The organism is Erwinia sp. INIA01, assembly GCF_025947915.1.
Classification (GTDB): Bacteria; Pseudomonadota; Gammaproteobacteria; order Enterobacterales; family Enterobacteriaceae; genus Erwinia; species Erwinia coffeiphila.
Genome location: NZ_JAPDNC010000002.1, coordinates 554509 through 576663, shown reverse-complemented (window position 1 = coordinate 576663; position 22155 = coordinate 554509). Strand labels below are relative to the sequence as shown.

Below are 22155 nucleotides of genomic sequence, written 5' to 3'. Positions count from 1 at the left end.
CTGTGAGGTTATTTTTGGTACAATTTCCGATTCATCCGACAAAAAAGCGCATAACGAAAGGATTGGAATGCTTACATTCGACCAGGAGAGCTAATGATATCGATACCCAAGCGACGACCTGGGGCGGCGATACTCATGTTTTTCACCCTGATGTTTTCAGGGGGCGTGCTGGCAAAGACGCACGCAGAAACAACGAGTCACAAAGCCCACGTCGTTAAGACCAGCGTTAAGAAACAGGCAAGCAGTAAACAAGAGTATTCTCGCAATAGTGTTAAGAGTAGTTCACTTCCTGATTTGCGAAAATACCCTTCCGGAACCCCAAGGAAAAAAGCGTTTCTCCGGACGGTTATGCCTTATATCACCAGCCAGAACGCGGCGATTACCGCCGAGCGTAACTGGCTGCTCAGTAAGCAGTACACCAGTCAGTGGTCGCCTGCTGAACGCGCGCGCATGAAGGATATTGCCACACGCTACAAAGTGAGCTGGTCCGGCAATACGCGCCGTATCCCGTGGGACGCGCTGCTGGACCGCGTGGATATTATCCCCGACAGCATGGTCGCCACCATGGCGGCGGCAGAGAGCGGCTGGGGCACCTCGAAGCTGACGCGCAGCAACAACAATCTTTTCGGCATGAAATGCGCGAAAGGGGGCTGTAAAAATGGGCCAGGCAAGGTGAAAGGCTACTCCCGCTATGATTCCGTGCAGGAGTCAGTTGCGGCTTACGTGGCTAACCTGAATACCCACGCGGCCTATGCGTCGTTCCGTAAATCCCGCGCTCAGCTGCGCAAAGCGGATCAGGAAGTGACGGCAACGGCGATGATCCACAAGCTGAAGGGCTATTCCACCCGCGGTCAGAGCTATAACAACTACCTGTTCGCCATGTATCAGGATAACCAGCAGCTGATTGCTGCACATATGTAAATTCCCGCCTTTAACGGGCTGTCGGGCCAGCTGGCCTACAGCCCCAGCGCTTCCTTCAGACTTTTCAGATAGCGGCGGCTTACCGGAACGGTATGGCCGTCGCGCAGCAGCAGCTCCGCCTGACCGTTATCCTCCAGACGAATTTCCTTTAGCTGGGTCATATTCACCAGATACTGTCGATGGCAGCGCAGCAGCGGCGTACGGCTCTCCAGCGTGCGCAGCGTCAGCTCGGTAAAACCCTCTTTTCCGTCCTGGCTGGTGACGTAAACGCCGCTCATGCGGCTGCTGACGAACGCCACCTCATCCATTTGCAGCAGCCAGATGCGGCTGTGCCCACTACAGGGAATATACTTCAGCGGCTGCTGGTTCTCCGGCAGCAGAGAAATATCCTGTACCTGCCGCTCCTGGCGCAGCCGCGCCAGCGTCTTGCCCAGCCGCTGCTGCTCGATGGGTTTTAGCAGATAGTCGAAGGCATGTTCCTCAAACGCCTGGATCGCGTACTCATCAAAGGCGGTCAGAAACACAATATAGGGACGATGCCGCCGATCGAGCATCCCGGCCATCTCCAGCCCGCTGATGCGCGGCATCTGGATGTCCAGAAACAGTACGTCCGGCCGCAGATTATTCACTGCACCAATCGCCTCAATCGCATTGCTGCATTCGCCGACAATCTCGATATCGCTCTCGTCCTGTAGCAGGAAGCGCAGGTTTTCACGCGCCAGCGGCTCATCATCAACAATCAGCACTCTTAACATGCGGTTTCCTCCATCGGCAGGCGCAGCGTCACGCGGGTAAAGCAGTCCGGTTCGCAGCTGACCGTCAGCCCGTAGCCGTCGCCAAATCGCGCGCGCAGGCGCTTGTCTACCAGGCTCATACCTAATCCATTGCCGCTGCTTTTCGGCTGATACAGCCCGGCATTATCCTCTACTTCGACAATCACATGTTGCCCTTCACTGCGGGCGCGGATAGTAATCGCCCCACTGCCCAGCAGCTGCGAGGTGCCGTGCTTAATGGCATTTTCCACAATCGGCTGTAGCGTGAAGGCCGGTAAATGCTGATGCGCCAGCGCCTCCGGCACCTGCATCTCTACCCTTAGCTGCGACTGGAAGCGCGCCAGCTCAATTTGCAGATAGGCATTGATGTGCTCAATCTCATTGTCCAGTGTGACAATCTCGGAAGGCCGCTTGAGGTTTTTACGGAAAAAGGTCGACAGATACTGCACCAGCTGCCCGGCGCGCTCACCGTCGTGGCGGATCACCGCTTTCAGGGTATTTAGCGCGTTAAACAGGAAGTGCGGGTTAACCTGGGCATGCAGCAGCTTGATCTCCGACTGCGCCAGCAGCGCCTCCTGCCGCTCGTATTTCCCCGCCAGGATCTGCGCCGACAGCAGCTGCGCAATCCCCTCCCCCAGCGTGCGGTTGATCGAGCTGAACAGGCGGTTACGCGCTTCGTAGAGTTTGATGGTGCCAATCACCCGCTGGTTCTCTCCGCGCAGTGGGATCACCAGCGTCGAGGCCAGCTTGCAGTTAGGGTGCAGCGAACAGCGGTAAGGCACTTCGTTGCCGTCGGCATAAACCACTTCACCGCCTTCGATGGCGCGCCAGGTATAGCTGGAAGAGATCGGTTTTCCGGGCAGATGGTGATCGTCGCCGATACCGGTAAACGCCAGCAGCTTCTCCCGATCGGTGATCGCCACGGCGCTGATATCCAGCTCTTTGTACAGCACCTGCGCCACCTTCATGCTGTTTTCTTCGTTAAAGCCCTGCCGCAGTATCCCTTCGGTGGAAGCCGCCACCTTCAGCGCGGTGGCGGAAAACGCCGAGGTATATTTTTCAAACATCGCCCGCTTATCGAGCAGGATGCGCATAAACATCGCCGCCCCCAGGGTATTGGTCACCACCATCGGCGCAGAAATACTCCCCACCAGGTGCAGCGCGTCCTGGAACGGCCGGGCGATCAGCAGAATAATCAGCATCTGCACCACTTCGGCAACAAAGGTGATTGCGCCCGCGGTCAGCGGGTTGAACAGCTTATCGATGCGACCGCGCCGGATCAAAATGCTGTGCAGCAGGCCACCGAGCAGCCCTTCGGTAATGGTGGAAACCATGCAGCTCAGCGCGGTCATCCCGCCCATCGAATAGCGATGCAAACCGCCGGTCAGCCCGACCAGCCCACCGACCACCGGGCCGCCGAGCAGGCCGCCCATTACCGCGCCGATCGCCCGGGTATTGGCGATGGAGTCTTCGATATGCAGACCAAAGTAGGTGCCCATAATGCAGAACACGGAGAAGGTGATATAGCACAGCAGCTTGTGCGGCAGGCGCACCGAAACCTGCATCAGCGGGATAAACAGGCGGGTTTTGCTCATCAGCCAGGCAATAACCAGAAACACACACATCTGCTGCAACAGCAGTAAAACTAAATTGAACTCGTACATGCCCTGCCGTCCACAACCGTTAAGGCGGATAACATACCGCTATTAGCGAAACGTTTCTTTGCCACAGGCCAGAAAAATGCGATCGCGCAGGTCACTTTTTACGTTGAGAAGGGAAATCGGGCAGCACCGCGGCGCTGCCCGTTAAGGAGAGTCGCTTACGGGCGATGCCCGCTGACGTCATTTTGATAGCTGAGCAGGAAGCGCTGGGTGCGCTGATGCTGCGGCCGGGTAAAGATCTGCTCCGGCTCGCCGTCTTCCACAATCGCGCCGTCGGCCATAAAGATAATGCGGTCGGCAATATCACGGGCAAACGACATCTCGTGGGTCACCAGCAGGATGGTGGTCTGATGATCGATAATTGAGCGGATCACCTGTAGCACCTCCTGTACCAGTTCCGGGTCCAGCGCCGACGTCGGCTCATCCAGCAGGATCACCTTCGGCTTCACCGCCAGCGAACGGGCAATCGCCACGCGCTGCTGCTGGCCGCCGGAAAGCATCGCAGGATAGCTGTCGGCCTTCTCGCGCAGGCCGACCTTCTCCAGCAGATTCAGCCCGATGGCATCCGCTTCCGCCTTCGGCATTTTTTTGCCGATAATCAGCCCTTCGGTGATGTTTTGCAGTGCGGTTTTATTTTTAAACAGGTTGTAGTGCTGGAACACCATGCCGGTTTGCTGGCGCAGGGCGTTTTCCTGTTTGGTACTGATTTTGGCGACATCCACCGTCAGATCGCCGATGGTCAGCGTGCCGCTTTCCGGCTTCTCCAACAGATTGATGCAGCGCAGCAGCGTTGATTTCCCCGAGCCGGAAGGCCCGATAATCGCCACCACTTCCCCCTGCGCCACCGAAAGATCAACGTCCTTCAGCACGTGAGTTTTGTCATAAAATTTATTCAGCTTGCTAATCGTCAACATCGGCTGGGTTCCTTAGCGATAAGGCCGGTTAAGGCGCTTTTCCAGACGCTTTTGCAGCATGGTCAGCAGAATGGTCACGGCCCAGTAGATCAGCGCCACCGCGATATAGCTTTCCAGGAAGCGGAAGGAGTTACTCGCCAGGATCTTGGTCTGCGAGAAGATCTCCGTTACGCCCACGGTAAAGGCCAGCGATGACTCTTTAATCAGCATAATCAGATAGTTGGCCATACCCGGCACGGCAACGCGAATGGTCTGCGGCAGAATAACCCGGCGGAACCCCTGCCAGCGGGTCAAACCCACTGACAGGCAGGCTTCCATCTGGCCCGGCTCGATGGCGTTCATCGCGCCGCGGAACTCCTCGGCGAGGTTGGCGGCGTTCTTAAAGCTGAGCGCAATAATGGTCGCAGAGATCGCGTTCATCATGCTGATGCCGGGGAACAGCTGCGGGATACCGAAGTAAAAAATAAACAGCGTCACCAGCGTCGGCACCGAGCGGAAAAACGAGATATACAGCTCGGCCAGCGGAGTCAGGATCATGATGCGGTTGCGGATCAGCAGCGCAAGGCCAACGCCCATCACCGAAGCGATCACCATCGAGGTGACCGCCAGGAACAGCGTCATCGGTAAAAAGCTGAGCAGCGAAGGAAACGCCTCCAGCATAAAACGCAGATCGAAATTCATCGGCTTACTGTTCCTTGCTGACGTCCTGTTTCAGATACTGCTCGGACAGTTTGGTCAGCGTACCGTCGGCGGCCAGTTCTTTCAGCGCTTCATCAAACTTGGTGCGCAGCTCGTCGCCCTGGGCATTTTTCACAAACGGGAACGCTTCCTGATAGCGATAGACCGGGTTACCGGACAGTTTCAGTGGCAGGCGGGAGTTATCAATCAGCAGCTGTGCACCCGCGCGGTCCATGATGTAGGCGTCAATACGGCCCAGCGCCACATCCTGCACGATAGCGCTTGGCTCTTCGTAGGTGTGGATGTTGATACCGGCATCCGGGTAGTTTTTACGCAGGAAGTTCTCTTTGCTGCTGCCTACATCCACGCCCAGGCGCTTGCCTTTCAGATCGTCGATAGTCTGGATAGAGTCGTCGTCTTTGCGGGTCACCAGCTGCGCGCCGGAATAGATGTAGGTCTGGGAGAACTGGTATTTTTCACGGCGTTTTTCGTTGGCTTCAACCTGGTTGGCGATGGTGACGATTTTGCCGGAATCCAGCATACCGAACAGGCCGGTCATATCAGCAGTGGTTAATTCCACACGGGAATAACCCAGCTTTTTCGCCACCGCGTTTACAACCGCAATATCATAGCCTTCTAAATCCTTGCCGTTTTGACGGTAGGAGAAACCAATACTCACGCCGAATGTACCGACCTGAAGGACCTTTTCTGCATCGGCGGCTTTCTCTTTATTATTATCACAGCCGGCCACCAGAACCGATAACCCCAGAACCAGTGCGAGAATACCTTTATTTGTAGATTGCATTATTTACCCTGATTTAAATTTTCTAGAAATAACAATATTATAGAGGCGAAAACGTATAACGCGGCGCCGGGATGCTTGCTACCAACAAAAAGGAATAAGATATAACAGAAGGTTATATAAAATTCCCAGATGAAACAGGATAGCAGTTGCACCGCCGGTATAGTTAATAAAATAATAAGAACCATCTTAATCCGCAAAATAACGGATTTTCTAACCAGAGAGAGAATTATGCGTATTGTAGCCTGTGGTGACCTGCTATTTTCCAGCCGTAACCTGGTCAACCGCCTGGATAAAAGAATTATTAACTTACTTCAGGGGGCAGATGCAGTGTTTGCTAATGCTGAATTCAGCTGCCCGCAGCCGAATATTCCCCCTGCGGCAGGGCGTGGCTACATCACGGCCGTCAAACCGGCAACGCTGGATGAGTTTGTCGATCTGAACATCAAGCTGGTTTCCTTCGCCAACAACCACACCGGTGACTTCGGCTGGGAAGGCGTGCTGAGCACCATCGACGCGGCGGAAGCACGCGGACTGGTTCCCTGCGGCGTAGGCCGCAACCTCGACGATTCCCGCCTGCCGCGCTTCCTTGATACCGCCACCGGTCGCGTGGGTGTGGTGGCGCTCGGCTCAACCCGTTCTGAAGTGTTCCTGGCCGCCAACGGCGGCGCGGGCACCGTACCGCGTCCGGGCCTGAACCCGCTGCGCTGGGGCCGCGCCTACGTGCTGCCCGACGAACAGTTCGAGCAGCTGAAAAACATCACCCGCCTGCTGGGCACCGATGAAAGCGTGCGCGAAGGCATGCGCGTTGAGGTGATGGCCGACAAGGGGCCGGACGAGTTTAAATTTGGCTCGCTGTTCGAAAGTTCTCTGCAAATTGAGCGCGGCGAGAAAGCCGGTGTACGCACCTGGTACAACGAGCAGGACTGCCAGGAAAACGAACACAGCGTGCGCGATGCCGCCAACCGCAGCGACTTTACGCTGGTCAGCCTGCACACCCACGAAGGCGATAAAGACAGCTGGTACAGCCCGGACGCGCCCGAGTTCGTCGAATCCTTCGCCCATCGCGCGGTAGAGGCCGGTGCCGATGCGGTAGTCTGCCACGGGGCGCACTTTATGCGCGGGGTGGAAATCTACAACGGTAAGCCGATCTTCTATAACCTCGGCAGCCTGCTGATGGAATTCGAAGCCGGTGAATCGATTATCGGCCCGGAAATGTACCAGGCCTACGGCCATAAAGTGGATGCGCGCCCGTCGGATCTGCATCGTGCCCGCGCGAAAAACAGCGCAGGCGAGTTCACCGGTTTTAATGCCGAAGCGCGCTTCTCACAAAACGCTCTGGCGGTGTTTGACGTGGAAGGCAGCAATATTCGCGTGCAGCTGCTGCCGCTGGATCTGGGTATGGACAGCCCGCGCGTACTGGATCGCGGCCTGCCGCAGATCGTTAGCCACCAGCAGGGGCATGAGATTGCCGCACTGCTGACACGCATGAGCGAACGCTACGGCACCGAGTTCAGCTACCAGGAACAGGACGGTATGATCGCCTTTAACGCCCGTTAAGCGTCATTAAATACATCCGGTCGCCGACCGGATGTATACTTTGACTATTGATAAATAAAGGAACCGGGCCGAAATGGATGTAATACCCCCCCACCCACAGCGTAAAACACGGCTGGCAGCCTTCATCTTCGCCGCCACCTCACTGTTCTCTGCCGCCGCTAACGCGTGGCAGCCGATTGATATTGATGATGACAGCGTGCTGCGTTCCCCGCCTTCGATTGCGGTGCGTAACGGTACACTCTACTTCGACGGCAAAATCATCGAAGGCTCCGCGGAAGCGTTGCTTCGCCAGCTGGACATGCGGCGGGTGGAAAAAGTCTCGTTCAACAGTATCGGCGGCGATGCCAAAGAAGCGATGGAGATGGGCCGTGAAATTCACAAGCGCAAAATGGATGTGGAAGTCAGAAACGTTTGTGCCTCCGCCTGCGCTAACTATATCTTTCCCGCCGGGAAAAATAAGTTCATTACCCAAAACGCTTATCTGCTGTGGCACGGCAGCCTGCACAGCCCGACCGATGAAATCGCGCTGGAGTCAAACGATCAGGGTCAAACTCACGAGATGCTGGTGACTTCAACGGTTTTCACCGAGTTAAAGCAGCAGGAAGCGGAATTTTATCAGCAGATCGGCGTTAATGGCGATTTCGCCTGGTGCCCGCAGCGGCAGTCGGACTACCACGAAAAATTCCCGGAAAAATGGTTCTCCTGGTCGCAGGCTAACCTGGCGAAGTTCGGCGTCAACAACGTTCGCTTTGCCACCAGCGCCGCCCGCTGGCAGAGCACCATGAGCGGCAAAGGCGTGATATTTGCTGACTACTGCCAATAATTCCCTCGCAAGGCCAGGCCAGGCCAGGCCAGATAATTACGCCAGTTAAATACGGATAAAAGGTCTGATTAACTGGCTTTTCACCACTGAGCAGCGTAAAGAATTGCAAATGACGAGCTAAAAAACATGCCGCGTGGTAGAAATATCAGGTGTTTAACTCCCGAGGACAATTTCCTTTCCGCATCGACGAGAAGCAACAACGCGGATAAGTTGTAAAAATTATGGACAATCAGTTCAGAAACGAACGCTCTACCCCCACTGTCGTACTGGCTTTCCCCCACGCCCTTTCCGGTGAACAACACTGGCGCAACGCGCTTTAGTCCCGATCTTCCGTTTTGGCATCACGCACGCCGTGCGTTCATTTGCCCTGTTTAATTTCAGCCTGCGTCGGTTAATCCGCGCTTTCAGGCTCGCTATTCACATCTTACGGAAGATGCATCATGATTTACTGGCTATTACTGGCGCTGGCCATCGCCTTTGAAATTACCGGCACCCTGCTGATGAAGTGGTCCGGCGTCAGCGGCAATCCACTTGGCTATTTTTTAATGCTGCTGATGATCGCCCTCTCCTACATCACCCTGTCGTTCTCGATTAAGAAAATCGCCCTCGGCGTGGCCTACGCGATGTGGGAAGGGATCGGCATTCTGTTTATTACCCTGTTCAGCGTACTGCTGTTTGAAGAGTCGCTGTCGCTGACTAAGCTGCTCGGCCTGACCACGCTGGTGGTCGGTATTGCACTGATTAAGTCCGGGACCCGCGCGGCGAAGAAAACCGTGGAGGTGCAGCATGCAGGCGTTTGAATGGGTGCATGCGGCATGGCTGGCGGGCGCCATCGTGCTGGAAATCGTCGCCAATATTTTCCTGAAACTGTCCGACGGCTTCCGGCGTAAGGTTTACGGCGTGCTGTCGCTGGGCGCGGTGCTGGCGGCGTTCAGCGCGCTTTCTCAGGCGGTGAAGGGAATCGATCTGTCGGTAGCCTACGCGCTGTGGGGCGGCTTTGGTATTGTCGCTACCGTCGCCGCGGGATGGGTACTGTTCGGCCAGCGCCTGAACCGCAAAGGCTGGGCCGGTCTGCTGCTGTTGCTGGTGGGGATGGTGCTGATCAAGCTGGCGTGATGACTATCCAGAACGGTGCTGCGACGCGCAAAGCAGCACGGCACCCGCCGCAGGAGGCGAATAAACGCCGTTGCATCCTGCGGCGATTAAACGCCGCAGATACGCGAGACAGAGCAGCGAAGAGGCAGCGTACAGCACCTGCGTTCATGCCAGCCTGAACGCCAGAACAATCAGCGGTAGTACACCGCGATGCGCTGGCCGCTCAGCTCTTCAATGGTGACCGGCAGATCGAAGATATCCTCAATCACCTGCGGCACCATCACCTCCTGCGGCGTACCGCGAAACACCAGTCTGCCGCCCTTCATCGCCAGAATATAGTCCGACCACGCCGAGGCGAAGTTGATGTCGTGGATCACCAGCACAATCGATTTACCCAGCTCGTCCGCCGCGCGACGCAGCTGGCGCATCATCGCCACGCTGTGCTTCATATCCAGGTTGTTCAGCGGCTCATCCAGCAGCACGTATTTCGTGTCCTGGCATAACACCATCGCCACGAAGGCACGCTGGCGCTGCCCGCCGGAAAGCTCATCCAGATAGCGGTTTTGCAGCGGGATAAGATCCAGAAAGCCCAGCGCCTGCTCAACGTGGCGGCGATCGTCGGCGTTCAGCCGCCCTTTGCTGTAGGGGTAGCGGCCAAAGCTGACCAGATCGTACACCGTCAGGCGGCTGGTAAAATGGTTCTCCTGGCGCAGCACCGACAGCACCTGCGCCAGCTTTTCGCTGTTGGCATCGCTGACGTCCAGCGCATCGACGCTGACGCTGCCGCTGTCCGCCAGCAGCAGGCGGCTGATCACCGACAGCAGCGTGGACTTGCCCGCGCCGTTGGGGCCGATAATCGAGGTCACACCCGAAGATGGCAGAGTGGCACAGATATCCTGCAGAACCGGCTGCTGGTCATAGTGTTTACTGACGTTCTTTACTTCAATCACTTTTTGGCCTTCTTCAGCAACAGGTAGATAAACAGCGCACCGCCGGTAAATTCAATCACCACCGACAGGGTTCCGGCCATATCGAGCAGGCGCTCCAGCACCAGCTGGCCGCCCACCAGCGTGACCATGCCGATCAGCACGCTGCCGGGCAGCAGATAGCAATGCCGCCAGGAACCGATCAGCGGATAGGTCAGGTTGACGATCAGCAGGCCGAGGAACATCATCGGCCCGACCAGTGCGGTCGAGGTAGCCACCAGCAGCGCCACCAGCAGCAGAATGCCGGTCACGTTACGGCGATACGGCACGCCCAGCGCGGTGGCGGAATTGGCCCCCAGCGCGATCACGTCCAGCCGGTGGCGCATCCGCCAGACCAGCAGCGACACCAGCGCCACAATCAGCGCACAAACCATCAGCACGCCGCCGTCAGCGCGGGTAAAGGTGGCGAATATCCGGCTTTGCAGCACGGCAAACTCGCCGGGCGACATCAGCCGCTGCATCAGACCGGAGGCGCTGCGGAACAGCGTGCCGCACACCAGACCAATCAGCAGTACGCGGTGCAGATCCATCCCGGAACCGCTCAGCAGCCAGCGATAGAGCAGCGTGGCAAAGGTTACCAGCAGCGCGCCTTCCGCCAGGAAGCGGCCCACGCTGCCCAGCATGCTCAGCCCGCCGATATCCAGCGCGAAGATCAGCACGGTTTGCAGCAGGACAAACAGCGACTCCAGCCCCATCACCGACGGGGTCAGAATGCGGTTCTGCGTCACCGTCTGGAACAGCAGCGTACCGATGCCGGAAGCAAACGCCACCAGCACCATCGTCGCCAGAATCTGTCCCCGGTGTTTGAGGATGTAAGCGATATTGCCGTGGAGCTGGATGGTCATAAAGATCGCCATCAGCACCAGCACCAGCGCGCTCAGCAGCAGCAGGCGGCGGCCCGGCGTGAACCGGCTGGCGGTTGAGTTCTCAGTGTACACGGCGTTTTGACCTCACAATCAGCACGAGGAAAATCACCGCGCCCAGCACGCCGAGCAGCGCACTGACGGGAATTTCAAACGGATGGATAATCAGGCGGCCGATAATATCGCAGGCCAGCACCAGCATCGCCCCCAGCAGCGCCACCCACGGCACGGTGCGCCGCAGGTTATCGCCCAGCGCCAGGCTGACGATATTCGGCACGATTAAACCGAGGAACGGCAACACGCCCACCACCACGATCACCACGCCGCTAATCAGCGCGATCATCGCCATGCCGATCAGCATGGTCTGCTGGTAGCGCAGGCCAATATTCACCGAGAAGTCGCGGCCCATACCGGCAACGGTAAAGCGGTCGGCAATCAGCGCGGCCAGCAGGGTGATAACCCCCACGCCCCACAGCAGCTCATAGCGGCCCTGCATCACGCTGGAAAAATCACCGGACTCCCAGGCACCCAGCGCCTGCAGCAGATCGAACTTCATCGCCAGGAAGGTGGTGACCGCGCTGAACACCGCACCGAGCATAATGCCCGCCAGCGGCACCATCAGCGACGATTTCATCCGGATGCGGTTAATCAGCAGCATAAACAGCGCAGTGCCGAACAGCGCAAACAGCGAGGCTACGCCCATTTTCAGCATAATCGGCGCGGCGGGGCTGACGATCATCACCAGCAGCAGGCCAAGGCTGGCCGACTGGGTAGTACCGACGACGGAGGGTTCAACAAAGCGGTTCTGCGTCAGCATCTGCATAATCAGACCGGCAACGCTCATGGCGCTACCCGCCAGCAGCAGCGCGGCAGTACGGGGGAAACGACTGATAAGCAGGATCTCGCGCATTTCAGGATCGGTCCACAGACTGATCAGGGTAACGCGGCTGACGCCCACAAACAGGCTAAAAACAGTAAGGCCCAGCAATAATGCCAGGCCTGCGGTAAAGGCGAAGGATTTCATTTACGGCTGGGTTTTCGACTTATCCAGTACCTGCTTCACCTGGGTCATCAACAGGCTGTAGCTTTGCAGACCACCGGCGATATACAGCGAACCGGAGTCCAGATACACCACCTGCTGTTTTTTCCAGGCGTTGGTTTTGCGCACCAGCGGGTTATCCAGCACCTGCTGCGCAGAGCTGCCTTCTTTACGGCCAATCGCGCTGTCGCGATCCAGCACGAACAGCCAGTCCGGGTTAGCTTCCATCACGAACTCTGGCGATACCGAGTTGCCGTGGTTGCCGGTTTCCTTAAAGGTGGTAGCCGGTTTAAAGCCCAGCACATCATAGATAAAGCCAAAACGGGAACCCGGTGAATAGGCGCTGAGCTTGCCGCCGTTGACCATCAGCATCATTGCGCTACCGGCGTTGGCCGATTCGCTACGAACGTCGGCGATTTGCGCGTTAAACGCGGCCAGCACCTCTTTCGCTTTTTCCTGCTTGCCGAAGATTTCACCGAGCTGCTCGGTGCGTTCGGTCATGCTGGCGAGGAAGTTGTGCGGGTCGAGATCCGGAGAGATGGTCGGGGCAATTTCACTCAGCTTGCCGTAGGCATCGCGCGCGCGCGCGCCGGCAATAATCAGGTCGGGTTTGGCGTTGCTCAGGGCTTCAAAGTTTGGCTCAAACAGCGTACCGGCATCGAAATAGTCCTGGCCGTTATATTTTGCCAGGTGCGCCGGATAGTGGGCGCTGGTTTTCGGTACGCCAATCACCTTCACGCCAAGCGCATCGGTAATGTCCAGCGCGGCCGGGCTAAGGACCACCACACGCTGTGGATTCTTCGGTACGGCAGTAGTGCCCTGGGCATGAACGATATTGACCGTTGCGCCTTCAGTGGCAGCAAACACAGCGGGTGAACAGACAAGGGACAGCGCAAACAGAGATGACGTAATGGCCTGAGGGAAACGCATTTTCTCTCTCCTGAGAATCAGAAAACTGACATAAATGAGAACTATTCGTATTAAATTTTGTTGCGGGATAATAACGGCAAAATCCTGAAATGTGTAGTGTTTGAGATCAACACATCGTGCTAAAGCCAGAGTTCTACACAAAATCTACACAATTTTGCGGAATGTAAAGGCAAAAATGACACTTAACGAACTGAAAAATCCGCATTTACTGGAATTTCACTGATAAAAACTGACAAAAGTAGCCAATTGTGGAGATATTGTGAATTCGTCCTTACAGGTCTTTTAGTGATAACAATTCTCGTTATCATACACATCATCTTACAATCCTCCACAATTTGAGATTATTTGATGAACAGATATGGACGTTTTCGGATTCACCCTCTGGCTCTGCTTCTTACCGGTTTAATGGCGACCACAGCCAGTGCAGCGGAAGACGCAGAAAGTAACGACAGCGACGCTGTGATGACGGTCCAGAAAACCGCTGAACAGGAACTGAAACAGCAACCCGGCGTCTCCATCATCACCGCCGAAGATATTGCCAAAAGCCCACCCGTCAACGACCTCTCCGACATCATCCGCAAAATGCCAGGCGTCAACCTGACCGGCAACAGCGCCAACGGCAGCCGCGGCAATAACCGTCAGATCGACATTCGCGGCATGGGCCCGGAAAACACGCTGATCCTGATCGACGGTGTACCGGTGAATTCCCGTAGTTCGGTGCGCTACAGCTGGAAAGGCGAGCGCGACACGCGCGGCGACACCAACTGGGTACCTGCCGAGCTGGTTGACCGCATCGAGGTCCTGCGCGGCCCGGCGGCGGCACGCTACGGCTCCGGCGCGGCGGGCGGGGTGATCAATATCTATACCAAGCGCCCAACCAAAGACTGGCACGGCTCGCTTTCCCTGTTCACCAACCAGCCGGAAGACAGTAAAGAGGGCGATACCAAACGCGCCAACTTTAACCTCAGCGGCCCGCTGGCCGGTGATGCGCTGACCATGCGCCTGTACGGCAACATCAACAAAACCGACGCCGACGCCGCCGATATCAACAACGCGCAGAACGGCTCTTATGCCGCCGGTCGTGAAGGGGTGCGTAATAAAGACATTAATGCCCTGTTCTCCTGGAAACTGACACCGTCGCAGATCGTCGATTTCGATTACAGCTACAGCCGCCAGGGCAATATCTACGCCGGAGACACCCAGTACAGCAACGGCAACCTCAGCCCGAATGGTCTGGTCGACTCGCTGTACGGCTCTGAAACCAACCGCCTTTATCGCCAGTCCTACGGGCTGACCCACAACGGCTTCTGGGAGTGGGGAACCTCGAAATTCACCGCATCGTATGAGAAAACCAACAACACGCGCCTGAACGAAGGCTCCACCGGGCGTGTGGAGGGGATGATTAACAGCGACGAGTTCAGCACCAGCCGTCTGGAAAACTACCGTACCAGCGGCGAAGTGAATATCCCGATTGAACAATGGTTATCGCAAACCGTCACCCTCGGTGCGGAGTGGAACCGGGAAGAACTGAACGACCCGGCGTCAATCAGCGCCACCGACGCCAGCGGCGTGACCGTCGGAGGCCAGTCGGGCAATCCGGCGGATCGTAACCCGAAAAACAGCGCCACCACCGCAGCCGTCTACTTTGAAGACAACATCGAACCGTGGGTCGGCACCTTCCTGATCCCGGGCCTGCGCTTCGACCACCACAATCAGTTCGGTAATAACTGGAGCCCAAGCCTGAACCTGTCGCAGGATCTCGGCGAGTTCTTCAAGGTGAAGGCCGGTATCGCCAGAGTGTTTAAAGCGCCGAACCTGTATCAGTCCAGCGAAGGCTATCTGCTCGGCACGCGCGGCAACGGCTGCCCGAAAACCATCTCCAGCGGCAGCTGCTACCTGTTGGGTAACACCGACCTGGATGCCGAAGTCAGCGTGAACAAAGAGCTGGGGCTGGAGTTCGCCGCCGAGGGCTACTCCGCTGGCATCACCTGGTTCCGCAACGATTACAAAAACAAAATCGTCGCCGGTACCGACATTATTGCCACCACCACGACCAACTATAACGTGCTGCAGTGGGAAAACGGCGGCAAGGCGCTGGTGGAAGGACTGGAAGCCAACCTGACCGTGCCACTGCTGCGTGACGTACTCGACTGGCGCACCAACGCTACCTATATGATGGAGTCGAAGAGCAAGGAAACCGGCAACCCGTTGTCGATTATTCCGAAATACACCATCAACACCATGCTGGATTATCAGGTGACCGAGAAGCTCTCTACCGCCGTCAACTGGACGATGTACGGCCGTCAGAAGCCGCGTGAGTACAGTGAAACGCGACTGGAAGTGGATGCGATGTCCAGCACTGAAATCGGCGCGTACTCGGTGGTTGGCATCAGCCTCAACTACGAGCTGACCAAAGATCTGCGCCTGAACGGCGGGGTCAGCAACCTGCTGGATAAACAGCTGTACCGCGCCAACGACGGCGCATCGACCTATAACGAGCCGGGCCGCGCGTACTACGCCGGTGTCACCATGTCGTTCTAAGTCCTGTTTTCAGTCTATACCTGTAACGGGCGGCCTGGCTGCCCGTTACTCCTGCGGATAACGCCCGCTACCTTCCCCTTCCTCCAGTCTTTTATATCGCCCCAACCTTCCCGTCGCGGCTGCATTTCTGTCTCTGCTCGTAGACTGTTTCTGCCACTGACTGTTCCCTGTTTTATGCCATTACGCATTGTGTTCAAGCATCTACTCCTGCTTATGCGCGGTCGCCTTCCTCTCCACAGTGGCGAGGTTTTCCGGCCTTTCCATCATCATGTCGTACGGATTTAAATCAATTCTTCACTTCTGAATACCCGCATTTTCCCTGTCAGAACCCCATAATTTGGCCGGACCAATTTATATAAAATGTGAATGCCACGCACAGAAAGGCAAAATAAACATCACATCTGTTGTTTTATACTAACAAAATATTAACCATCAGCGGCAGCACACACGAAATCGCCATTTTGGTCCGACCAATCTGGTTATAAAAAGAATGTTTTTGGAGACGCCGCCATGCAACCCTGGCAACAAGTTTACGATCCGCTCGGCAATATCTGGCTGTCCAGCCTGATCGCCGCTATTCCGATCATCTTCTTCTTCTTCGCCCTGATTAAGCTCAAGCTGAAAGGGTACGTTGCCGCGACGATCACCGTTGCGCTGGCGCTGCTGGTAGCACTGTTCCTCTACCGGATGCCTATCGATCGCGCACTGGCGTCGGTGGTTTACGGTTTCTTCTACGGGCTCTGGCCGATCGCCTGGATCATCGTCGCCGCGGTGTTCGTCTACAAAATCTCGGTGAAAACCGGGCAGTTTAATATTATCCGCGCCTCGATCCTGTCGATCACCCCGGACCAGCGCCTGCAAATGCTGATCGTTGGCTTCTCGTTTGGTGCCTTCCTGGAAGGTGCCGCCGGATTCGGCGCGCCCGTGGCGATCACCGCCGCGCTGCTGGTAGGGCTGGGCTTTAACCCACTCTACGCCGCCGGTCTGTGCCTGATCGTCAACACCGCGCCGGTGGCCTTTGGCGCAATGGGCATTCCGATTATCGTTGCCGGGCAGGTTACCGGACTGGACAGCTTTGAAATTGGCCAGATGGTCGGCCGCCAGCTGCCGTTCCTGACCATCATCGTGCTGTTCTGGATCATGGCGATCATGGACGGCTGGCGCGGGATTAAAGAAACCTGGCCAGCGGTGATTGTGGCGGGTGGTTCGTTTGCCCTGGCACAGTACCTCAGCTCTAACTTCCTCGGCCCGGAACTGCCGGACATTATCTCGTCGCTGGTTTCACTGGTGTGCCTGACGCTGTTCCTGCGCGTGTGGAAGCCGGTGCGTATCTTCCGCTTTGCCCCCACGGAGAACGCCAGCGTACAGCCGCTGGTGGTGGAGAAGTATCGTCCTGGGCAGATTATCCGCGCCTGGATGCCGTTCCTGTTCCTGACCGCCACCGTTACCCTGTGGAGCATCCCGCCGTTTAAGGCGCTGTTCGCTCCGGGCGGCGAGCTGTATAACCTGGTCGTGAACATCCCGGTGCCGTTCCTCGACAAGCTGGTGGCGAAGATGCCGCCGGTGGTTGCGGCCATCACGCCGTATGCCGCGGTGTATAAGTTTGACTGGCTGTCCGCGACCGGCACGGCGATTATCGTTGCCGCGCTGATCTCTATCGTTTATCTGAAGATGAAACCGGCCGACGCGCTGAGCACCTTTACCAGCACGCTGAAAGAGCTGACGCTGCCGATTTACTCTATCGGGATGGTGCTGGCCTTCGCCTTCATCGCCAACTACTCCGGCCTTTCCGCCACGCTGGCGCTGGCGCTGGCTCATACCGGCCACGCGTTTACCTTCTTCTCGCCGTTCCTCGGCTGGCTGGGCGTATTCCTGACCGGTTCGGATACCTCATCTAACGCCCTGTTCGCCGCGCTACAGGCCACCACCGCACAGCAGATTGGCGTGTCGGACCTGCTGCTGGTTGCCGCCAACACCACCGGCGGCGTGACCGGCAAGATGATCTCGCCGCAGTCGATCGCCATCGCCTGCGCCGCCGTGGGCCTGGTGGGCAGAGAATCTGACCTGTTCCGCTTTACGGTGAAGCACAGTCTGATTTTCACCTGTATGGTAGGGGTCATTACTACCTTACAAGCCTACGTGCTCACCTGGATGATCCCATGACCCTTGCGCCATCGCCTTCCGGCACCCTGCTCCTCGCCGGGCGTATTAAAACCCTGATCCATCAGCGCCAGCTGGAGCCGGGGGCACGTCTGCCCGCCGAGCGCCAGCTGGCGCAGGAACTGGGCGTCTCACGCTCTTCACTGCGCGAGGCTATTCGCTCGCTGATTGGTGAAGGCGTGCTGTACAGCAAACGCGGCGGTGGCACCTGGCTCTGTGATGAAAATACCCGCTGGTCGGAGGAACGCATCGTGCAGCCGCTGAAGGTGCTGGTTGCCGATGACCCGAACTATCACAACGATATTCTGGAGGCGCGCCACGCCATCGAGGCCAGTACCGCCTGGTATGCCGCGCTGCGGGCAACGCCCGCCGACAAAGAGCGGCTGCAAAACTGCTTTGACGCCATCCAGCAGCAGGAAAGCATTTCAGCCGATATGGCCAACCAGGCCGACGTGCGCTTCCATCTGGCGATTGCGGAAGCCTCACACAATGCGGTGCTGCTACAAACCATGCGCGGCTTCTTTGACCTGCTGCAAAGCTCGGTGGCGCGCAGCCGCGAACGGATGTACACCGTCCCGACCATCTTTGCCCGCCTGACCGAACAACACGAAGAGCTGCTGCTGGCGATCCTCGCCAGCGACCCGGAACGGGCGCGTAAAGCGGCTCAGCACCATTTAGGGTTTGTCCTCACCACGATGAAAACCCTGCATGAAGATGAAGCCCGGCAGCAGCGAATCACCCGGCTGCCGGATGACAGAGAATGATGTAACAAAGGATAGATCTGATGATTATTTCGGCAGGAACTGACTATCGTGCGGCAGCCAAACGTATGCTGCCGCCCTTCCTTTTTCACTATATCGACGGTGGTGCCTACGCCGAGCATACGCTGCGGCGCAACGTTGAAGACCTGGCGCAAATCGCCCTGAAGCAGCGCGTGCTCAACGATATGTCCGAGCTGAGCCTGCAAACCAAACTGTTTAACGAAAGCCTGGCGATGCCGGTGGCGCTGGCCCCGGTGGGACTGACCGGAATGTATGCCCGCCGGGGTGAAGTTCAGGCGGCGCGCGCGGCGGCGGCAAAAGGTATTCCCTTTACGCTCTCCACCGTTTCCGTCTGTCCGATTGAGGAAGTCGCCCCGGCGATCAACCGTCCGATGTGGTTCCAGCTCTACGTGCTGAAGGATCGCGGCTTTATGCGCAATGCGCTGGAGCGCGCCAAGGCCGCAGGCTGCACCACGCTGGTGTTTACCGTTGACATGCCAACGCCCGGCGCGCGCTACCGCGATGCCCACTCCGGCATGAGCGGCCCGAACGCGGCGATGCGCCGCTATATGCAGGCCGTGCTGCACCCGCAGTGGGCGTGGGACGTTGGCCTTAACGGTCGTCCACACGATCTCGGCAATATCTCCACCTACCTCGGCAAACCGACCGGGCTGGAGGATTACATCGGCTGGCTGGCAAACAACTTCGATCCGTCCATCAGCTGGAAAGACCTGGAGTGGATCCGCGAGTTCTGGGATGGCCCGATGGTGATTAAAGGCATTCTCGATGCTGACGATGCCCGCGATGCCGTGCGCTTCGGTGCAGACGGCATCGTGGTATCCAACCACGGCGGACGCCAGCTGGATGGCGTGCTGTCTACCGCGCGGGCGCTGCCGCAGATCGCCGATGCGGTGAAGGGCGACATCACCATTCTGGCCGACAGCGGCATCCGCAACGGTCTTGACGTGGTGAGGATGATTGCGCTCGGTGCCGACAGCGTGCTGCTGGGCCGCGCCTTTGTTTACGCACTGGCCACTGCCGGGCAGGCAGGCGTCGAAAACCTGCTGACGCTGATCGAGAAAGAGATGCGCGTAGCGATGACGCTGACCGGAGCGAAAACTATCGCCGACATCACCCGCAGCTCGCTGGTGAATAACGGCCTAGCGTAAATCAGGACGGGGCCGGGCTGATGCCTGCCCCATCACTTATACAGCGGCAGATTACCGGTCAGGCGGCTGATTTTCTTTTTCGGTCCAATCAATCCGATTGCCACCAGCTCAATCTGCCGGCTGTTCACCGGGGAAATGCGCTCGCCGTACTCCTCGTAGGTTCTGCACGACTGCGCCAGCGCACTAAACGGCATGGCATAGATCTCTTCATCCTCGCTGGCGATATGCAGCAGCTGCTGCACGTAATCATCTCCGGCCAGCAGCACCGGCAGCGGAGCATAAATCACCCCCGGATAGTTCACGCCGTCCGCACTTTGCAGATCCGGCCCCACCAGATTTTCAACCGTACGGCCAAAGCTGATGCCGATCACGCTGGCGGCATTCATCGCCAGCCCCGGGCTGAGCTGGTCATTAATCACGATGGTACAACGGTGCTGACTGGCATCAAATTTCATCTTATTTCCATACGCTCAGGCGTTTAACAGATCAATATTCAGGCCTTTATTATGCGCCGACGGGCCGGGAAAAAGTTGTCTTAATCAGTTGAAAATTGACCAGATAAGGGCATGATTTACCTTTAACAACCCACTAAAAGACTGAGTCTGCCCCTATGAGCTTAGGCCCCACCGAGATAAAAATTCTTTCACTGCTGCAGCAGGATGCCCGCATGACCAATCAGACCCTGGCTGATGAAATTGGCCTTTCGGCTTCGCCCTGCTGGCGCAAAGTACGCAAGCTGGAAGAGGACGAGGTAATTCAGGGCTACCGCGCCGTGCTGAACCGTAAAAAAATTGGCCTGGGGGTGATGGTTTTTGTTCGCGTCTCCATCGACAGCCACAGCGAGTCCGAAGCGCGTCGGTTCGAACAGGAGGTCGCGGAGCTGGAGCACGTGGTGGCCTGCTACAGCATCGGCGGTGATGCGGATTTTCTGTTACAGGTGGTGGCCCGGGATCTGGATGCCTACGCGGATTTCGCCATGGCGGTGATCCGTCGTCTGCCGGGAATCAAAGAAATGCAAAGTATGTTTGTACTCAAGGAGATCAAACCGCTGGTTAGCTATCCAATCATTAAACAGGGATAAATCGTCAGGTGAAAGAGGTGGCCTCATCCAGAGGCCGTGCTGCTGTCCATACTGGTCTTTACAGGTCAGGGACAGCACGATGAGCAGCCGGGCGTTTAATCAGCCGCAGGCGTTACTCTCTTCCGCAGGGTAAAAAGAATAGCTGTTAATAAAAGCCTGACGCCATGCCTTAGGCGACATGCCGAAACGCAGTTTAAAGAGCTTACTGAAAATGCTGGGACTGCTGAACCCACACTGGTAAGCGATGGTATCAATACGCTCTTCCGCAAAATTTTCTAAACGGTATCGGGCTGCTTTAAGGCGCACTTCCTGCAGCACACGCATCACGGAAGTGTGCTGTTCAAGAAATGCACGATCCAGGCCCGAACGCGAACAGCGCAGCGCAACGGCAATCGCATCCGGCGACAGATTTACCTGAGCATAGTTTTGCTCGATGTAGCGCTTGGCGGCGGAAAAAAAAAAGTTCTTACTGCCTTCGATACGGTTACCGCGTTCCCTGCCAATATCCGCCAGCATCAGCAACGACACGTTATACAGCCCGTCCAGAATGCTGGAGATGGCTTTAGTGCTCAAATGGGCCGCGTGAGCATCCAGCAGCATCATCTGCGAGCGAATAAACGGAGCCAGCGGCTGATCGTCAAGGGATAACGCCAGCTCATCCAGACCACCGCCCAGCGCAGCACGTGCATCGGCATAGGGCAGGATCAGAAACAGCTGCTTCACGTGGCCGCTATTGTAGTGCAACGGTTTATCCCGCTCGTACAGCGCCAGCGATCCGGCCGTCATCACCTTGGTTTCTAACAAGGTCCGCCCGGTCAGCTCTACGGTGCCCTGTAATAGCAGGGAAATGAACAGGCTGTCAGAGTCCGGTTTATACGGGTTGAAAATGGCGTTGCTCGTGCCACCGAGTACGGAACTGAAGCTGCCCTGTGCAGCATCCGATGGCCGCTGAGTCACCTTTCGATCTCCAGCCCGGCGGTTGTGCGGAGTATCCGTTGTATAAGGTTTACAATTAGTTGTTAAAAATTCGTAACGCAATTCACTTTCTATTTCGGCAGTATCAACCGTATGGAACTGATACAGTCCCTCAGGTCTTGGTAACACTATCGAAATGGGTCGTTTAATCAGTTGCTGATTCATTTGGTTTCACCTGCTGTATTAAATACGCAGAATCCTTTCCCACGCACGAAATCTAAACAAAAAAAGCAATTAAAAAAAGACTCTGATCTTTCTTTTTCGGCCTGTGAGGGAGAAAAACAAAAAATGACGGGCAAAGATATTTGATAGAATAGTTATTTTACTTAGTATTGTCGTAACCAGTAGCATACCTTAACAGTTTAGAAAGCCCCAATTTTACACTTTCTTTACGGTCTTATGTCGCTCTCAGGGCATAGGATG

At 56.8% G+C, this 22155-nt stretch carries 21 protein-coding genes; 10 read left to right on the top strand and 11 right to left on the bottom strand.

The features are described from left to right. Positions 1-93: 93 nt before the first annotated feature. Positions 94-921, top strand: a complete 828-nt coding sequence (locus OMR58_RS04505; RefSeq protein WP_200546288.1) for a protein bax — start codon at positions 94-96, stop codon at positions 919-921. A gap of 35 nt (positions 922-956) precedes the next feature. On the opposite strand, the gene btsR is transcribed toward OMR58_RS04505, so the two are convergent. The 5 genes from btsR to OMR58_RS04480 form a co-directional block, all read right to left on the bottom strand. Beyond that, a complete protein-coding gene (btsR, locus tag OMR58_RS04500; RefSeq protein ID WP_105592425.1) occupies positions 957-1676 on the bottom strand; it encodes a two-component system response regulator BtsR in 720 nt (239 codons plus the stop codon). Beyond that, a complete protein-coding gene (locus OMR58_RS04495; RefSeq protein WP_264545341.1) occupies positions 1670-3358 on the bottom strand; it encodes a sensor histidine kinase in 1689 nt (562 codons plus the stop codon). Before OMR58_RS04495 ends, btsR begins: the two co-directional genes overlap by 7 nt. A gap of 155 nt (positions 3359-3513) precedes the next feature. Continuing rightward, complete coding sequence (locus OMR58_RS04490; protein WP_200560139.1) at positions 3514-4269, bottom strand: amino acid ABC transporter ATP-binding protein; 756 nt, start codon at positions 4267-4269, stop codon at positions 3514-3516. A 12-nt stretch (positions 4270-4281) separates the two neighbouring features. Next, entirely contained in the window at positions 4282-4950 is a 669-nt protein-coding gene (locus tag OMR58_RS04485) for an amino acid ABC transporter permease (RefSeq protein ID WP_123331230.1), read from the bottom strand. A gap of 4 nt (positions 4951-4954) precedes the next feature. Further along, positions 4955-5752: a transporter substrate-binding domain-containing protein gene (locus OMR58_RS04480; RefSeq protein WP_105592429.1), complete on the bottom strand. Its 798-nt coding sequence runs from the start codon at positions 5750-5752 to the stop codon at positions 4955-4957. Positions 5753-5980: 228 nt separating this feature from the next. Here OMR58_RS04480 and OMR58_RS04475 point away from each other — a divergent pair, with 228 nt between their 5' ends. From OMR58_RS04475 to mdtI, 4 genes are all read left to right on the top strand, one after another. Beyond that, the gene (locus OMR58_RS04475) at positions 5981-7309 is read left to right on the top strand and encodes a CapA family protein (protein ID WP_264545340.1); all 1329 of its coding nucleotides are present in this window, start codon (positions 5981-5983) and stop codon (positions 7307-7309) included. A gap of 73 nt (positions 7310-7382) precedes the next feature. Next, positions 7383-8132: a hypothetical protein gene (locus OMR58_RS04470; RefSeq protein WP_264545339.1), complete on the top strand. Its 750-nt coding sequence runs from the start codon at positions 7383-7385 to the stop codon at positions 8130-8132. Between the two features lie 437 nt (positions 8133-8569). Then, positions 8570-8932, top strand: coding sequence for a multidrug/spermidine efflux SMR transporter subunit MdtJ (gene mdtJ / locus OMR58_RS04465; RefSeq protein ID WP_420830649.1), 363 nt, complete (start codon positions 8570-8572; stop codon positions 8930-8932). After that, on the top strand, positions 8919-9248 hold the full coding sequence (gene mdtI, locus OMR58_RS04460; protein WP_105592435.1) for a multidrug/spermidine efflux SMR transporter subunit MdtI: 330 nt from the start codon (positions 8919-8921) through the stop codon (positions 9246-9248). Before mdtJ ends, mdtI begins: the two co-directional genes overlap by 14 nt. Before the next feature lie 170 nt (positions 9249-9418). Here the strand turns inward: mdtI and OMR58_RS04455 are convergent, their stop codons facing one another. The 4 genes from OMR58_RS04455 to OMR58_RS04440 form a co-directional block, all read right to left on the bottom strand. Continuing rightward, a complete protein-coding gene (locus OMR58_RS04455; protein ID WP_264545338.1) occupies positions 9419-10177 on the bottom strand; it encodes an iron ABC transporter ATP-binding protein in 759 nt (252 codons plus the stop codon). Beyond that, the gene (locus OMR58_RS04450; RefSeq protein WP_200560270.1) at positions 10174-11070 is read right to left on the bottom strand and encodes an iron chelate uptake ABC transporter family permease subunit; all 897 of its coding nucleotides are present in this window, start codon (positions 11068-11070) and stop codon (positions 10174-10176) included. The genes OMR58_RS04455 and OMR58_RS04450 overlap by 4 nt, the downstream gene beginning before the upstream one ends. A gap of 70 nt (positions 11071-11140) precedes the next feature. After that, a complete protein-coding gene (locus OMR58_RS04445; RefSeq protein WP_264545337.1) occupies positions 11141-12100 on the bottom strand; it encodes an ABC transporter permease in 960 nt (319 codons plus the stop codon). Beyond that, positions 12101-13045, bottom strand: a complete 945-nt coding sequence (locus OMR58_RS04440) for a siderophore ABC transporter substrate-binding protein (protein WP_264545336.1) — start codon at positions 13043-13045, stop codon at positions 12101-12103. 405 nt (positions 13046-13450) lie between these two features. Here OMR58_RS04440 and OMR58_RS04435 point away from each other — a divergent pair, with 405 nt between their 5' ends. The 4 genes from OMR58_RS04435 to lldD all read left to right on the top strand — a co-directional run bounded on the left by OMR58_RS04435 (position 13451) and on the right by lldD (position 19676). Next, positions 13451-15586: a TonB-dependent siderophore receptor gene (locus OMR58_RS04435; protein WP_264545335.1), complete on the top strand. Its 2136-nt coding sequence runs from the start codon at positions 13451-13453 to the stop codon at positions 15584-15586. Between the two features lie 510 nt (positions 15587-16096). After that, positions 16097-17749, top strand: coding sequence for an L-lactate permease (gene lldP, locus OMR58_RS04430; RefSeq protein WP_264545334.1), 1653 nt, complete (start codon positions 16097-16099; stop codon positions 17747-17749). Beyond that, on the top strand, positions 17746-18510 hold the full coding sequence (gene lldR / locus OMR58_RS04425) for a transcriptional regulator LldR (protein ID WP_264545333.1): 765 nt from the start codon (positions 17746-17748) through the stop codon (positions 18508-18510). Before lldP ends, lldR begins: the two co-directional genes overlap by 4 nt. Before the next feature lie 20 nt (positions 18511-18530). Further along, a complete protein-coding gene (gene lldD, locus OMR58_RS04420) occupies positions 18531-19676 on the top strand; it encodes an FMN-dependent L-lactate dehydrogenase LldD (RefSeq protein ID WP_105592442.1) in 1146 nt (381 codons plus the stop codon). A gap of 32 nt (positions 19677-19708) precedes the next feature. Here the strand turns inward: lldD and OMR58_RS04415 are convergent, their stop codons facing one another. After that, a complete protein-coding gene (locus OMR58_RS04415) occupies positions 19709-20131 on the bottom strand; it encodes a DUF2000 domain-containing protein (RefSeq protein WP_105592443.1) in 423 nt (140 codons plus the stop codon). 155 nt (positions 20132-20286) lie between these two features. Here OMR58_RS04415 and OMR58_RS04410 point away from each other — a divergent pair, with 155 nt between their 5' ends. Next, positions 20287-20757: an Lrp/AsnC family transcriptional regulator gene (locus tag OMR58_RS04410; protein WP_264545332.1), complete on the top strand. Its 471-nt coding sequence runs from the start codon at positions 20287-20289 to the stop codon at positions 20755-20757. A gap of 99 nt (positions 20758-20856) precedes the next feature. Here the strand turns inward: OMR58_RS04410 and OMR58_RS04405 are convergent, their stop codons facing one another. Continuing rightward, a complete protein-coding gene (locus tag OMR58_RS04405) occupies positions 20857-21714 on the bottom strand; it encodes an AraC family transcriptional regulator (RefSeq protein ID WP_264545331.1) in 858 nt (285 codons plus the stop codon). Between the last annotated feature and the right edge of the window lie 441 nt (positions 21715-22155).

Coding starts and splice junctions, on each gene's coding strand:
- lldR (WP_264545333.1), top strand. CDS start 17,746: ATGACCCTTGCGCCATCGCCTTCCGGCACCCTGCTCCTCGCCGGGCGT.
- OMR58_RS04490 (WP_200560139.1), bottom strand. CDS start 4,269: ATGTTGACGATTAGCAAGCTGAATAAATTTTATGACAAAACTCACGTG.
- OMR58_RS04445 (WP_264545337.1), bottom strand. CDS start 12,100: ATGAAATCCTTCGCCTTTACCGCAGGCCTGGCATTATTGCTGGGCCTT.
- OMR58_RS04470 (WP_264545339.1), top strand. CDS start 7,383: ATGGATGTAATACCCCCCCACCCACAGCGTAAAACACGGCTGGCAGCC.
- lldP (WP_264545334.1), top strand. CDS start 16,097: ATGCAACCCTGGCAACAAGTTTACGATCCGCTCGGCAATATCTGGCTG.
- mdtI (WP_105592435.1), top strand. CDS start 8,919: ATGCAGGCGTTTGAATGGGTGCATGCGGCATGGCTGGCGGGCGCCATC.
- lldD (WP_105592442.1), top strand. CDS start 18,531: ATGATTATTTCGGCAGGAACTGACTATCGTGCGGCAGCCAAACGTATG.
- OMR58_RS04410 (WP_264545332.1), top strand. CDS start 20,287: ATGAGCTTAGGCCCCACCGAGATAAAAATTCTTTCACTGCTGCAGCAG.
- OMR58_RS04485 (WP_123331230.1), bottom strand. CDS start 4,950: ATGAATTTCGATCTGCGTTTTATGCTGGAGGCGTTTCCTTCGCTGCTC.
- OMR58_RS04480 (WP_105592429.1), bottom strand. CDS start 5,752: ATGCAATCTACAAATAAAGGTATTCTCGCACTGGTTCTGGGGTTATCG.
- OMR58_RS04475 (WP_264545340.1), top strand. CDS start 5,981: ATGCGTATTGTAGCCTGTGGTGACCTGCTATTTTCCAGCCGTAACCTG.
- OMR58_RS04450 (WP_200560270.1), bottom strand. CDS start 11,070: ATGGCGATCTTTATGACCATCCAGCTCCACGGCAATATCGCTTACATC.
- OMR58_RS04415 (WP_105592443.1), bottom strand. CDS start 20,131: ATGAAATTTGATGCCAGTCAGCACCGTTGTACCATCGTGATTAATGAC.
- OMR58_RS04435 (WP_264545335.1), top strand. CDS start 13,451: ATGGCGACCACAGCCAGTGCAGCGGAAGACGCAGAAAGTAACGACAGC.
- OMR58_RS04495 (WP_264545341.1), bottom strand. CDS start 3,358: ATGTACGAGTTCAATTTAGTTTTACTGCTGTTGCAGCAGATGTGTGTG.
- OMR58_RS04505 (WP_200546288.1), top strand. CDS start 94: ATGATATCGATACCCAAGCGACGACCTGGGGCGGCGATACTCATGTTT.
- btsR (WP_105592425.1), bottom strand. CDS start 1,676: ATGTTAAGAGTGCTGATTGTTGATGATGAGCCGCTGGCGCGTGAAAAC.
- OMR58_RS04440 (WP_264545336.1), bottom strand. CDS start 13,045: ATGCGTTTCCCTCAGGCCATTACGTCATCTCTGTTTGCGCTGTCCCTT.